Raw genomic sequence first — 14,134 nt, forward strand, 5'->3', positions numbered from 1 at the left:
TTGAGCGGGTGATCAATCAGGCGGTTTTACGCACCGGCACAGGTGGCAGCAGCGCGTCGGCATAGAAGCGTTGCGCGACATCCGGATGCGAGCGCAAACGCCCCTTGAGGTAGTTCCAGCCGACATCGCGAAACAATGGATTGAGCGGATCACTCGCTGGCCCGCGCGCCTCGCGCAACAACGCCGTCGGCAGCGGATACAGCGGCACTGTGGCGTCGAGTTGTGCGCCGAGGAAGAAGGCGATGGACAGGCGCTCACTGCCTTCGGGCGGTGAAACCACCCGATGCACCGTGGCGCGCAAGTAGCCGTTGCTGGCGAGTTCAAGCAATTCGCCAATATTCACCACCAAAGTGTTTTCCCGAGGCAGCGCATCGATCCAGCGCCCCTCGTCGACCTCGACTTGCAGACCGGCCTGATGGTCTTGCAGCAGAAAGCTGAGGAACCCGGAGTCCTTGTGCGCGCCAACGCCTTGATGGCTTGCCCCGGCGGACTGACCGGGATAACGCATCAGCTTGATGTGTTCGTTGGGCTTGTCGCCGTACAACTGATCAAACGCATCGGCCCGTAACGACAGTGCCTGAGCGAAGGCGCGCAGCAGATGCAAGGACATGCGCGTCATCGCCTGTTGCCAGTCGAGCAGCAAGGGTTTGAGTTCCGGCAATGCCGCCGGCCATTGATTGGGGCCTTGCAACCGCGCCCAAAACGGGCTGTCCGCGTCTAACGGCAAGGCTTCACGTTCGGCGCCCAGATCAAACTGTTCGCGTTGATCGGGTTGGCCACGGGTGATTTCCGAAGCGGCGCGGTTGTAGCCGCGAAAGTGTGGCGAGTTGATCATGCCGACGGCGTTTTTCTCGCTGTCAGGCAAGGCAAAAAATTGCCGGGCGTGATCCTGCACTTGCTTGAGTAAGGTGCTGTCGATGCCATGTCCGGTCAGATAGAAAAAACCGACATCGCGAGCGGCGTGGCGCAGGCTTTCAAGAAATTCGTAGCGCTGTTGCGCGGTGCCGTCGAACAACGAAAGGTCGAGCGTCGGCAACGTGGTGATATCGAGGGCATGCGGCATGATTCACTCCCGTGTGAATCAAACCTGAAGAACCTGTGATCGATTCAGCGTGTGCCGTCATGGCAATCGGGGGTCTATCGGTTTGATGCGTTGATTCGTGGTTGCAGACAAAACTAAACGATCTTAAAAAAACCAATCCAATATCTTTTTCGCATTAGCTTAAGCCGATCCCTGTAGGAGCTGCCGCAGGCTGCGATCTTTTGGTCTTGTCTTTTTAAAAACAACATCAAAAGATCGCAGCCTGCGGCAGCTCCTACAGGGAGGGTCAGGCGCGGGGCGTTGGCTGCGCTGTTCGGCGCTGGCAAAGACTGCGAAAAAGACAATTCCTACTTTTGACAGCTTTATACAATAAAAACCCGTTTCAGCATAAGACTGAAACGGGGTTCCCCACTGGGACGTTCGTTACTTCAGATCGTCAAAGTGGTCTCGCAGGAACTCGTAAAAGCTCAATGCTTTAAACGATCTCCATACGAGGCTCAGCGTACGCAGCAAATGCTTCATACGTTTTGGCCTCCAGGTTAGGAGGCCAGACCTCCAGCAGACTTACCGGATCATGCCTGCTTTCGGCTGCACGTCGGAGCAGCTAGTGAGGCGGCCGGTTGGATCCCCTCCGATCCATCATTCCGGCACGGGTGCAAAACCGTGTCAGAGGGCATGAAATCGTTAAGTGCCAGCCAAGCCTCACCGATACACAAACATGAGAGCGGCGCCATCATACCTCTCAAATCCCAGGTTCCAGGCAGAGTAATTCCCAGCCATTGTAAAATGTTATTTCCGTCAGCTTTTCTTTCGATTAACTCACAACAAATAAACCAGTTGAAAACAAATTCTTCATTGCAAGAACGCACAAAGGCTCATACCATAAGTGCACGTCGGAGCAGCTAGTGAAGCTCCAAACCCCGGCCGCAAACCGAGGTTTACAAAAAGAACCGCCCCGCAAAGGCGGTTTTTTTTCGCCTGCAATTCCGGACGAGAATCTCGCGGCCCAGATCTGTCAGGTGCAACTGGGCCGCGCGGGCGTCGGTGGGCGAAGGGACTTTCTGGATCAGGCTATTTGCACTTGGCCAATACCACCTGACAGGTATTCGGCGTGCCTCCGGAGCGTCCGGCGTAGCGGATGCAGTTGTTCATCGATTTCTGTCGCGCCATGTTCAGGCTGGAGCCCCATGCCAGACCACCCTCGCCAACAGTCGGCAACGCCTTGGCATAACAGCTGTCGCCGACGCCTGAGGGAGGATAATGCTTACGGTTCGAACAGCCTGCGGTCAGCGTCAGGCTAAGGGCAATCAGGGTAGACAGGACCCAGAGCGAGCGTCGGTCGATCATTGTGTTGCACCTGTCGCTAAAGGGTCGTGTGCCGATGAGTCTAGCCGTTTGCCCTGGCCTTTCTGCACAAATCTTCTAAACGTCCACCTGCATTGCGCGGTATTTTATGAGGCCGCATTTTTCAAAGCCGAGCCCTGGAGCCTTCCGTGGATAAACGCAACTGGATCGATCTGTCCCAGGATGTCGATACCGGGATTGAATCGATTCGCGCTCACTTTGAAGGGCATGCCTACGACCCGCACTGGCATGACAGCTTTCTCGTCGGAGTGACTGAGCAAGGCGTTCAGCAGTTCAATTGCCGCCGCGTGCGTCATCGCAGTACGCCGGGCCAGGCGATCTTGCTGGAACCGGGAGAGATTCACGATGGCCATGCGCCAACCGAGGACGGCTTTACCTATTCGATGCTGTACCTCGACCCGCATTGGCTGGAGCGCGAAATGCACGCGCTGTTCGAAGACGCGCCGTCCGACAGCCAGCCCGGTTTTGCCGACACCTTGAGCCAGGACGCGCGTCTGGCCACCGCCATTCATCAGGCCTTCCACGCACTGCATGACGGCGACTTGCGCATCGTTCGCCAAACCGCCATCGATGGCCTGCTGGGCTCGCTCACTGGCCATCTCGCCTGGCGCAAGCGTCAGGATTTCGATCCGCGTCTGCCGATGGTGGCCCAAGTGGCGCGGGATTATCTGCACGCGCATACCTATGAAGACATTGGTCTCGATGACCTCGCGCGCGTTTGCGGGGTGGATCGTTTTCGTCTGAGCCGCGCCTTCAAGGCAGCTTTCGGTCTGGCGCCGCACGCTTACCTGATCCAGCTTCGTTTGGCCAAGGCACGGCAGTTGCTGGCACGCGGTGAAACACCGGCGCAGGTTGCCAGCGTGCTCGGTTTTGCCGATCAAAGTCACTTGGGCCGCTGGTTTCGCCGCGCTTACCAACTGACACCGGCGGACTACCGCAAGCGCTGCTCAAACCTTCCAGACTGACGCCCGCCAACTGACGATCATGGCTCCCTGTTTTGACTCTCAGGGAATCCGAATCATGGCGTCATTGTTGCCCTTCCTGCTGTTTGCTTTCGTTGCTTCGATCACACCGGGGCCGACCAACATCCTCGTGTTGAGCCACAGCTCGCGCCAAGGCTTGCTCGCCACGCTACCGATTATTTTTGGTGCATGCGCGGCAGCTGCATTGATCGTTCTGGTGGTGGGTCTTGGCGCCGGCGAAACATTGCTGCGCTTTCCACGTGTGCAGCAAGCCATGGCCTGGGGCGGTGTGCTCTGGTTGAGTTGGCTGGCATGGCAGATCTTTCGCAGTGCACCGCCATCGCTGAACCCGGCGGATACGCAAGAAAAAGGCATCAGCGTTGTCGGTGCGGCCATGCTGCAACTGGTCAACCCCAAGGTGTGGATGATGGCCGTGGCGGTGGTCAGCGTGTTTCTCGGCGGCGGCGACAAGACGCTGCAGTTGTTGGTGTTGTCACTGGCGTTCCTGTTGGTGTCGTTGCCGTGCATGACGCTCTGGGCCTTGCTTGGCGTGGGCAGCAGACGATTGATCGGAACACCGCAAGCGTTCAAGCGCATGAACGCAGTCCTGGCGCTGTTACTGCTGCTGTCGGCATGGCTCACCATCCTCTGAATCCCCCCTGTAGGAGCTGCCGCAGGCTGCGATCTTTTGATCTTGATCGTAAAAAACAAGATCAAAAGATCGCAGCCTGCGGCAGCTCCTACACGGGTGAGGTGGCTTGGCGATATTGGCGGGGGGTGAAGCCGGTCGAGGCCTTGAACTGGCGAGTGAAGGCACTGTGATCGGTGTAGCCGCACTGCAATGCAACGTCGGTAATCGGCAGGTCAGTGTGCAACAGGCGATGGGCGTGTTCCAGGCGCACTTTCTGGATCATCTGCCGTGGCGTCAGGTGAAACACGCGCTTGCAGTAGCGCTCCAGTTGCGCGACTGAAATACCGGCGATTTTAGTCAGCTCGCCGAGGGTCACGCGCCGATTGAAATGCGCGCGAATGTGCTCGTCGACAGCGGCCAGTCGCTGGAACGCCGGGTGGGTTTCACTGGCCGATTGCAGATCGACCGAAATGCCTGCGAGGCCGATGATCTCGCCATCGCGGTTGTACAGCGGCTGTTTATGAGTCAGGCACCAGCCGGGCTCGCGGCTGCCATACAGGTGCAGTTCAAGCTGATCCTCCAGCACAAACCCTTCCTCCAGCACCTTGCGATCCTGCTCGGTGTAACCAGGCCCCAGTTGCGCCGGGAACACCTGCGCGCTGGTTTTGCCGAGCAACGGGCGCAAGTCCTTCAGGCCGCAACGCTGCACCAGCGTGCGGTTGGCCAACACATAACGTGCCTGCATGTCCTTGATGAAAATCGCCGCATTGGGGATCACGTCGAGCATCGGCAACAGCAGCGCTGCGCCGGCCAACAGCTCTGCAAGCGTCTGAGGACGATGACCGTCATGACCCTGGGCCAGGATCGAAAACGCGCTTTGCATCGAAAGTCTCCCCTGCTGATCAATCGGCCAAGTGTCCGCGCTGCGGCCGTCGCGTGCAGATTGCAGCATCGTCAAAGGCCTGTCGAGCGGCACGTTTGTTCTACGCAATTGTGCTGATTTCGTCATCGATCCCGAAGCAAAACATCAATCGCCGACCTGGCGATCGGTTCAAAGTCTGGCCGTCCCAGTGACACAACTGCCTATCCAATAACTCACAAGAAGGCGATGCCATGTCAGGCCAAGGCAAGTTCAAAAAACAGCTTTCACTGATCGACCTCACATTTATCGGGCTAGGAGCGATTTTCGGTTCCGGCTGGTTGTTCGCGGCCAGTCATGTGTCCGCGATTGCCGGGCCGGCGGGGATTTTCTCTTGGCTGCTGGGCGGTTTTGCCGTGTTGCTGCTGGGCATTGTTTACTGCGAACTGGGCGCGGCATTGCCACGTGCCGGCGGCGTGGTGCGTTACCCGGTCTACTCGCACGGGCCGCTGCTGGGTTACCTGATGGGTTTCATCACGCTGATCGCCTTTTCCAGTCTGGTGGCGATCGAAGTGGTTGCCTCGCGCCAATACGCAGCAGCGTGGTTTCCCGGCCTGACCAAGGCTGGCAGCGGCGACCCGACCATGCTCGGCTGGATGCTCCAGTTCGCCCTGCTTTGTGTGTTTTTCCTGCTCAATTATCGCAGCGTGAAGACCTTCGCCAAGGCCAACAACCTGATCAGCGTGTTCAAGTTCATTGTGCCGCTGCTGGTGATTGGCGTGCTGTTCACCTTCTTCAAACCGGCTAACTTCCAGGTGCAAGGTTTCGCGCCGTTCGGCTTGTCCGGTGTGGAGATGGCAGTGTCGGCAGGTGGCGTCATTTTCGCGTATCTGGGCCTGACGCCGATCATCTCGGTGGCCAGCGAAGTGAAAAATCCGCAGCGCACCATTCCCATCGCGCTGATCCTTTCGGTGCTGCTCTCGACCCTGATCTACGTGCTGCTGCAAATGGCGTTCCTCGGCAGCATTCCGACGGAAATGCTCGCCAACGGCTGGGCTGGCATCAGCAAGGAATTTGCCCTGCCGTATCGCGACATCGCGCTGGCGCTGGGCGTCGGCTGGCTGGCTTATCTGGTGGTCGCCGACGCGGTGATCTCGCCGAGCGGTTGCGGCAACATCTACATGAACGCCACCCCGCGCGTGATCTACGGCTGGGCGCAGACCGGAACCTTCTTCAAAGTCTTCACCCACATCGATGAGAAGTCCGGCATCCCGCGTCCGGCGCTGTGGCTGACCTTCGCCCTGTCGGTGTTCTGGACCCTGCCGTTCCCGTCGTGGGAAGCGTTGATCAATGTGGTTTCCGCCGCACTGGTATTGAGCTATGCGGTAGCGCCGGTTTCCGTGGCCGCGTTGCGCCGCAATGCACCGAACATGCCGCGCCCGTTCCGGGTCAAGTGCATGGGCGTGCTCGGGCCGGTGTCGTTCATCATCGCCGCGCTGATCGTTTACTGGTCGGGCTGGAGCACGGTGTCGTGGCTGCTCGGCCTGCAAATCCTGATGTTCGTCGTGTACCTGCTCTGCGGTCGTTTCGTACCGACTGCTCACCTCAATCTGGCCAGCCAGGTGCGCTCGTCGGCGTGGCTGATCGCCTTCTACGCGGTGACCATCGTGCTGTCGAAACTCGGCACTTTCGGTGGCCTGGGCATCCTCGCTCATCCGTTCGACACAATCGTCGTCGCTGCTTGCGCAACCGGCATCTATTACTGGGGCGCAGCAACTGGCGTGCCGGCGCACCTGGTACGTCTGGAGGAGGACGATGAAGAAAGCGAAGTCACCGCCCCCGCCTCGACCGTGTCTGCGCGCCCTGCCGGCGCCTATTGAAATCACCCAACGGGACACACTCATGAAACGCGTACACGTCATTGATTCCCACACCGGCGGTGAGCCCACGCGCCTGGTAATGAATGGTTTCCCCGATCTGCCCGGCAACAGCATGGTGGAAAAGCGCGATGCCCTGCGCAATCAGCATGACGCCTGGCGCCGCGCCTGCCTGCTGGAACCGCGCGGCAACGACGTGCTGGTCGGTGCGCTGTATTGCGAGCCGGTCTCGGCGGATGCCACGTGCGGAGTGATCTTCTTCAACAACGCCGGTTATCTGGGCATGTGCGGTCACGGCACCATCGGCCTGATCAACTCGCTGCAGTACCTGGGGAAAATCGCCCCGGGCATCCACAAGATCGACACCCCGGTCGGCCCAGTCAGCGCCACGTTGCATGACGACGGATCCGTCACGCTGGGCAACGTTCCGGCTTATCGGTACCGCAAACACGTGCCGGTGGATGTTCCGGGATTCGGCCGGGTATTCGGCGATATCGCCTACGGCGGCAACTGGTTTTTCCTCGTCTCCGAGCACGGCCAGACGCTTTCCATGGACAACGTCGAGCACCTCACCGCCTACACCTGGGCGATGCTCAAAGCCCTTGAAGACCAAGGCATCCATGGTGAAGACGGCGCCGTTATCGACCACATCGAACTGTTCGCCGATGACGCCAACGCCGACAGCCGCAACTTCGTCATGTGCCCCGGCAAAGCCTACGACCGCTCCCCGTGCGGCACCGGCACCAGCGCCAAACTCGCCTGCCTCGCCGCCGACGACAAGCTGCAACCCGGCGCACGCTGGGTGCAGGCAAGCATCACCGGCAGCCAGTTCGAAGGTCGCTACGAATGGCAAGGCGAGCGCATCCGGCCGTTCATCACCGGCCGCGCCTACATGACCGCCGACAGCACCTTGCTGATCGACGAAGCAGATCCGTTCGCGTGGGGCATCTGAGCTGCCGCGCGGACTTTTCACCTCAATTTGAATGATGTGCCAAGGAGTTAAAACAATGAGCGACAACATCTTCACCGGTTGCATGCCGGCCCTGATGACCCCGTGCACCGCCCAGCGCAAACCGGACTTCGATGCGCTGGTGGCCAAGGGTCGCGAGCTGATCGATATCGGCATGAGTGCCGTGGTCTATTGCGGCTCCATGGGTGACTGGCCGCTGCTTACCGAAGCCGAGCGTCAGGAAGGCGTGGCGCGCTTGGTCGCGGCGGGGATTCCAACGATTGTCGGGACCGGCGCAGTCAACACTCGCGAAGCGGTCGCCCATGCAGCGCACGCGGCAAAAGTCGGCGCGCAGGGTCTGATGGTGATTCCCCGCGTACTGTCCCGGGGTGCTTCGGCGGCTGCGCAGAAAGCCCACTTCGCGGCGATCCTGCAAGCGGCGCCGAACTTGCCGGCGGTGATCTACAACAGCCCTTACTACGGCTTCGCCACCCGCGCCGAGCTGTTTTTCGAACTGCGTCGCGAATACCCGAACCTGATTGGTTTCAAGGAATTCGGCGGTGGCGCCGACCTGCGTTACGCCGCTGAAAACATCACCTCCAAGGACGATAGCGTGACCTTGATGGTCGGCGTCGATACGCAAGTGGTGCACGGTTTCGTCAACTGCAACGCCACCGGCGCGATCACCGGGATCGGCAACGCTCTGCCCCGCGAAGTGCTGCAACTGGTAGCACTGAGCAAGAAAGCGGCCCAGGGTGATGCCAAGGCACGACGTCAGGCGCGTGAGCTGGAGTCGGCACTGGCCGTGCTGTCGTCGTTCGATGAAGGCTGCGATCTGGTGCTGTATTACAAGCATCTGATGGTGCTCAACGGCGACAAGGAATACACCCTGCACTTCAACGAAACCGATGCGCTGAGCGATTCGCAACGACGTTATGCCGAGAAGCAGTATTCGCTGTTCCGTCACTGGTACGAGAACTGGTCAGCCGAGCAGAACTTCGCCTGAACCATGCTTTCGCCTGCCGCGAGGTAATTGCCTCACGGCAGGCATCACTTCTTTTATCAGGAACAGACCATGACTCTGACGGGCCATATGTTGATCGGGCAGCACACTGTCGCGGGCAATCGCGAAGCCATTCGAGGGATCAACCCGGCCACCGACGCTGTGTTGGAGCCGGCGTATGCCGGTGGATCGGCCGAGCATGTCGAACAGGCTTGCGCGCTGGCTTCGGCGGCGCTCGACGCTTACCGCGAAACAACCCTCAGTGGCCGTGCCGAATTTCTGCAAAGCATTGCCGAGGAAATCGAAGCCCTCGGCGATGAATTGATCGAGCGTGCACACGCCGAAACCGGCCTGCCGCGCCCGCGTTTGCAGGGTGAACGTGGCCGCACGTGCCAGCAATTGCGCCTGTTCGCGCGCACCGTGCGTGCCGGTGAATGGCTGGACGTGCGCGTCGACACCGCGCAACCGCAACGGCAGCCGCTGCCGCGTTCGGACTTGCGCCAACGGCAGATCCCCTTGGGACCGGTGGCCGTATTTGGCGCGAGCAATTTCCCCCTGGCGTTTTCGGTGGCCGGAGGCGATACCGCTTCGGCATTGGCTGCCGGTTGCCCGGTTGTGGTCAAGGCACACAGCGCGCATCCCGGCACCAGCGAGCTGGTCGGTGGCGCAATCGCCCGGGCGATCAAGGCCTGCGGTTTGCCGGAAGGCGTGTTTTCGTTGCTGTACGGTTCCGGGCGTGAAGTCGGTATTGCGCTGGTCAGCGACCCGCGCATCAAAGCCGTGGGCTTCACCGGTTCGCGCAGTGGTGGTCTGGCGTTGCTGCAAGCGGCGCAGGTTCGGGCCGAACCAATTCCCGTGTACGCGGAAATGAGTTCGATCAATCCGGTGCTGCTGTTCCCGGCGGCGTTGCACAACCGTGCGCCGGCACTGGCCGAAGGATTTGTTGGCTCGCTGACGTTGGGGGCAGGACAGTTCTGTACCAATCCGGGCTTGGTGATTGCACGCAAGGGGCCTGCGCTGGACAGTTTCATTGAGGCCGCCGCTGAGCAGATAAAACGTCAAGCAGCGCAGACGATGCTCACCCCGGGGATCTTCAAGGCCTACGAATCGGCAGTGAATACGCTGGCCGAAAACAGCGCTGCGTATGTTGCCGCGCAGGGGCAGATCGGCAGCGGCCAGAACCAGGGTCAGGCGCATCTATTCGTCACTGATGCCGCCGATTTCCTCGCCGATGACAACCTGCAAGCGGAGGCTTTTGGTGCGGCGGCGTTGATTGTGCAATGCGCCAGCGACGATCAAATCCGTCAGGTCACCGAGCAACTGGAAGGCCAGTTGACCGCCACCCTGCACCTTGATGACGCCGACCTTGAGCAGGCCCGCGCATTGTTGCCGATACTGGAGCGCAAAGCCGGACGGCTGCTGGTCAACGGTTGGCCTACGGGCGTGGAAGTCTGCGATGCGATGGTTCACGGTGGGCCTTTCCCGGCGACGTCAGATGCGCGCACAACGTCGGTCGGCACGGCGGCAATCCTGCGTTTCCTGCGCCCGGTCTGCTATCAGGACTTCCCCGACAGCCTGCTGCCCAGCGCAATGCAACAGGCCAATCCGCTGCATTTGAGCCGCCTGCTCGATGGGCACAGGGAAGCACTTGCACATGCCGAATAACGCTCATGACATCGCCGTAGTCGGTGCCGGGATCATCGGCGTTTCCTGCGCCTTGCGCCTCGCCCGTCAGGGACTGCGCGTGGTGGTGCTCGATCAACAGCAACCGGGCCACGGCGCCTCGTTCGGCAACGCCGGGCATCTGGCGACCGAGCAGGTTTTTCCGATTGCCGACGTGTCGATTCTCAAGCGCTTGCCGGCGATGCTGATGGACCCGATGGGGCCGTTGCGACTGGACTGGAAATACCTGCCACGCGCCCTGCCCTGGTTCACCCGGCTGTTGCTGAATTTGCGTTCAGAACCCTTTGGCAAAACCGTCGCCGGCTTGCGCGCACTCAATGAAAGCAGTCTGGCGGCCTGGCAGCGCCTGCTCGCTGACATCTCGCGGCCCGATCTGTTGAAAGTCGACGGCTCGTTGCTGGTGTTCGAAAAACCCGAATCGCGTCAGGCCATCGCAGCACTCCAGACGCGTCTGCAGCAACAACAAGTGCCCGTAGATTTCTGGCAGGCCGCGGCGGTGCATGAAACCGCGCCGCAACTCAGCGAGCGGATTCAGGGCGGCCTGTTCTTTCCGCGCACCGGGCATTTCATCGATCCGTATCGCGTGGTGACCGAACTGGTCGAAGCGGCCAAGGCCAGCGGCGTGATTTTCGTCAAACAGCAGGTTCAGGGCGGTTATGTGCAGGAGCACGGCGTGTCGTTGATCACCGGCAGCGGAGGTTTCACCGCACGCCGCGTACTGATCGCCTGCGGTGCGCATTCGGCGAAACTCACCGCCGCACTCACCGGCAAAAAAGTGCCGCTGGACACCGAGCGCGGTTATCACCTGATGCTGCCTCACGAACACAACCGCTTGCCCTTCCCAGTCACCTCGCTGGAGCGCAAGTTCATCATGACGCCGATGTCTGAGGGATTGCGGTTGGCGGGCACCGTCGAGTTCGCCGGACTGCAGAAGCCGCCGAGCATGGAGCGCGCGTGGCAACTGCATCGATTGAGTCAGGGTTTGTTCCGCAAGGATTTGAGTGCTGACAACGCCACACCGTGGATGGGTTTTCGGCCATCGTTGCCGGATTCGTTGCCGGTGATCGATCAGGTGTGCGACGGCAAGGTGCTGCTCGCGTTCGGGCATCAGCATCTGGGGCTGACGCAGGCGGCGGTGACGGCGGAGATGATTGTTCAGATGGCTTTACCCGCGCAGACACAAGATACCAACAGGCTGCCAGTCATCGAACCTTACAGGCTGGATCGTTTCTGAAAGGACTTGTTTGATCCGCGAGCCTGCTTTCGAGAGCAGGCTTTTAGTCACTCGCTGGTAGATTTCCCGAAAGTTTAGAGAAGCAGAACGTTACGAGGGCATTAACCAGTGTCGCTCAGTGGTCCACCCCAGAAAAACCCTCGCACCTTCATGCTCCTGGCGACTCAAGGTCAGCCGATACCCCGCGGCTGCGACACGCAGCCCGACCATGGCGGGCTGAAATCTTTCTCGGAACGCACTCGATTGCACCGCAAAATGCGACTCAAGGTCCTCGAGCGTAGAACGCAACAATCCACCATCCAGCATCGACAGGTAAAACACCATCTGGCGCCAGGCATACGCCGTGTTTTTCAACATCACCAAACGACCATGGTAAAGCTCGATGTGCATTTGGTGTCGCTTGCAGATCCATTTGAAACACGCAAGGGCTAGAGTGCTCAAACGGTGATGCAGCAGTGTTTTCAGATCCAGTTCGCCAAACAACAGCGCGAGGTTTTGCGTTGTCAGAATCTGTTGTTGTTCGAGGATCGTACCGTTGACCGCTGTCTGATAGGTACCAAGAGTGGCGTTCGCACGCTGCGCGCACAGCATCGCCAACGCATCACGATTGTTACTTCTGCGCCGTGATCGGCGTTGATCGGGAAGGCCCGCCAGCGCATCGATATCAATGTCGTAATAGCGGGCGTAAAGCGTTCCGTCTATCAGACTGGCCGACTGCTTGGCCGCTCTCGCGAATTTGTTGGAGAACGCGCCCATGAAAATGTCAGCCGCCACCTCTTCGACGAAGGGAAGGTCCAGCTTTGCCGTTTCAGCCAGTGAAACAAACTCCTGTAGCAGTTTGTTCGGAACAATCGCCTGCGGAAACGCAGAGAGGGTCAACGCAGAAACTTCGACCAACACCTGTCGGGCGCCTGTAATGGATATAGTACTGGCCTCCCGTTCACCCTCTAATACCGCGACCCAAGGCAGCTCTGTTATTTTTACCTGCTTTTGCAGGTTGAGCAGCAACAACGAACGTCGACGGCGGAAGGCACGATACGTTGCACCCGCCAACAATTGCAGTGCCTGTTCCCGATATTCGGTGTTGCAGATTTCAGCCGTCATCGCTGGAAAAACCTTCGCCACCGTGTCTGCGGATGAGATCAAGCCGTGGTCGATCAATTCGGCGATTGTGCCTTTGCGGCAACGTTCAAGGCGTCGGCGAACAGCTGGCGGAATAGTCGCCCCAACGGTTAGCGCGTAACGTTTCGCCTCCTCGTCGGTGATACTTTCCAGCAGCGGTGAAAACTCACGAACGCCGTCCGCATCCGGATAACTTGCCAGACGGTCCGAGACCGCCAGGGCGAACAAATGATGCCCGGGAGACGCCACATGATTGCGCTGCTCTGCTCGCTTAATAGAGTGTGCGACGGATTCGGGATGGCCGTGTTTGGCGACGAAGTCATCGACGATTCGCCGGATGCGACCGACTTCTCGCCCCGTCAGAGATGCTTGATCACGAGAACACTGAGCGAGCATCGCAAACAATTCCGCTGCCCGGGTTTTGAAGGGGCCTTTGCTGTGAAGTTCAGCGTCACAGGTTTTAGCGATCTGCGTACCGAGTAACGTCGCGCGTTCGAACCAGCCTTCAGGGTAGTGCCTGCAAGGCCAGCCATCCTGATACGTCAAAAGAAACAGCGAGACCGCCGCGTCGTAAAGAGGCAGGCGATTTTCAACAACATGCTTTTGAACAGCCAGACGCGGTTGAGCCAATTGTCGGGAGAGCCGCTGCCTGACGCTGCCAGTGTCAAAAACATGCACCTCGGCCGTCGCAATCGGTGGTTCATCAATGGCAGTCGGGAAGAAACGCAGGCGATCGAAAAAAGGCGCGATCTGCTCAATCAGCGTTCTCGCTTCGTCAATACGCTGATGCCGCAGAAGCCAAGACACTGTCAACAGTGCGGCCTCCTCCGGAACATCGATCTGATAGGTGCCTATCGTCAAACGCTCTTGCAGCGCTGCAAGGCCCGCATCCGACAAATGCCAGACATTCAGATCGAACCGTTCATGCCCTGCACGAATGCCGGGGATCGACTCAGCCAACTGGCGCTCATAGGCAGTCAAAACGCCACCAGCCAGGAGTTGTCCGGTGGCAAATCCCCCCGTAGCCACTTCCAGCGTGACCCACTCCGGCAAATCGGCGAACGGTACGCGTGAACCGTATTGTGCGCTGCCCTGCATCAGATGTTCGACAATCCGCAGCCAGCGCTCGATTCGATCGCGTGCCTGCGGACCATCGTCGCTCTGCGAAGCGGTCAACGCTCGGGAGAGCTGGAATACCGCATAGCCGGCATTCACTCCAGCGTGCTCGTCGAATTCACTGTCGTGCCTGGACATACTTCCTTGTGACCCTGCAATGTAATGGGTCCGGGGGCTGGATTCGAACCAGCGCCCACCCGGTTAAGAGCCGAGTGTTCTACCGCTGAACTACCCCGGAGCAGAGCGCGCATTGTCGGCTAGCCAAGAACGGATGTGAAGCAGAGTGTTGAG

The 14,134-nt window shown here is 59.5% G+C and carries 11 protein-coding genes and 1 tRNA gene; 7 read left to right on the forward strand and 5 right to left on the reverse strand.

Annotated features, from left to right (window positions below):
* Window positions 1-16 precede the first annotated feature (16 nt).
* Complete coding sequence (locus C2E19_RS17075) at window positions 17-1,063, reverse strand: isopenicillin N synthase family oxygenase (protein ID WP_129394272.1); 1,047 nt, start codon at window positions 1,061-1,063, stop codon at window positions 17-19.
* 1,050 nt (window positions 1,064-2,113) lie between these two features.
* A complete protein-coding gene (locus C2E19_RS17080) occupies window positions 2,114-2,389 on the reverse strand; it encodes a hypothetical protein (RefSeq protein ID WP_129394273.1) in 276 nt (91 codons plus the stop codon).
* A 146-nt stretch (window positions 2,390-2,535) separates the two neighbouring features.
* Between C2E19_RS17080 and C2E19_RS17085 the strand changes: the two genes are divergently transcribed.
* Together C2E19_RS17085 and C2E19_RS17090 are read left to right on the forward strand one after the other, a co-directional pair.
* Window positions 2,536-3,372: an AraC family transcriptional regulator gene (locus tag C2E19_RS17085; protein WP_129394274.1), complete on the forward strand. Its 837-nt coding sequence runs from the start codon at window positions 2,536-2,538 to the stop codon at window positions 3,370-3,372.
* 55 nt (window positions 3,373-3,427) lie between these two features.
* Window positions 3,428-4,021, forward strand: coding sequence for a LysE family translocator (locus C2E19_RS17090; protein WP_129394275.1), 594 nt, complete (start codon window positions 3,428-3,430; stop codon window positions 4,019-4,021).
* A gap of 88 nt (window positions 4,022-4,109) precedes the next feature.
* Here the strand turns inward: C2E19_RS17090 and C2E19_RS17100 are convergent, their stop codons facing one another.
* The gene (locus tag C2E19_RS17100; RefSeq protein ID WP_129394276.1) at window positions 4,110-4,883 is read right to left on the reverse strand and encodes an AraC family transcriptional regulator; all 774 of its coding nucleotides are present in this window, start codon (window positions 4,881-4,883) and stop codon (window positions 4,110-4,112) included.
* 230 nt (window positions 4,884-5,113) lie between these two features.
* Between C2E19_RS17100 and C2E19_RS17105 the strand changes: the two genes are divergently transcribed.
* The 5 genes from C2E19_RS17105 to C2E19_RS17125 all read left to right on the forward strand — a co-directional run bounded on the left by C2E19_RS17105 (window position 5,114) and on the right by C2E19_RS17125 (window position 11,605).
* On the forward strand, window positions 5,114-6,739 hold the full coding sequence (locus C2E19_RS17105) for an APC family permease (RefSeq protein WP_129394277.1): 1,626 nt from the start codon (window positions 5,114-5,116) through the stop codon (window positions 6,737-6,739).
* A 22-nt stretch (window positions 6,740-6,761) separates the two neighbouring features.
* Window positions 6,762-7,688, forward strand: coding sequence for a 4-hydroxyproline epimerase (locus C2E19_RS17110; RefSeq protein ID WP_129394278.1), 927 nt, complete (start codon window positions 6,762-6,764; stop codon window positions 7,686-7,688).
* A gap of 55 nt (window positions 7,689-7,743) precedes the next feature.
* Window positions 7,744-8,691 carry a dihydrodipicolinate synthase family protein gene (locus C2E19_RS17115; RefSeq protein WP_129394279.1) on the forward strand — a complete coding sequence of 316 codons (948 nt, stop codon included), beginning with the start codon at window positions 7,744-7,746 and terminating at the stop codon, window positions 8,689-8,691.
* A 69-nt stretch (window positions 8,692-8,760) separates the two neighbouring features.
* Window positions 8,761-10,353: an aldehyde dehydrogenase (NADP(+)) gene (locus C2E19_RS17120; RefSeq protein WP_129394280.1), complete on the forward strand. Its 1,593-nt coding sequence runs from the start codon at window positions 8,761-8,763 to the stop codon at window positions 10,351-10,353.
* Window positions 10,343-11,605 carry an FAD-binding oxidoreductase gene (locus tag C2E19_RS17125; protein ID WP_129394281.1) on the forward strand — a complete coding sequence of 421 codons (1,263 nt, stop codon included), beginning with the start codon at window positions 10,343-10,345 and terminating at the stop codon, window positions 11,603-11,605. Before C2E19_RS17120 ends, C2E19_RS17125 begins: the two co-directional genes overlap by 11 nt.
* A 90-nt stretch (window positions 11,606-11,695) precedes the next feature.
* On the opposite strand, the gene C2E19_RS17130 is transcribed toward C2E19_RS17125, so the two are convergent.
* Both C2E19_RS17130 and C2E19_RS17135 read right to left on the reverse strand, forming a co-directional pair.
* Window positions 11,696-13,981: a hypothetical protein gene (locus C2E19_RS17130; RefSeq protein ID WP_129394282.1), complete on the reverse strand. Its 2,286-nt coding sequence runs from the start codon at window positions 13,979-13,981 to the stop codon at window positions 11,696-11,698.
* 25 nt (window positions 13,982-14,006) lie between these two features.
* Window positions 14,007-14,081, reverse strand: a tRNA-Lys gene (locus tag C2E19_RS17135).
* Between the last annotated feature and the right edge of the window lie 53 nt (window positions 14,082-14,134).

This window comes from Pseudomonas sp. DTU12.3, assembly GCF_004124275.1.
Taxonomy (GTDB): Bacteria; Pseudomonadota; Gammaproteobacteria; order Pseudomonadales; family Pseudomonadaceae; genus Aquipseudomonas; species Aquipseudomonas helmanticensis.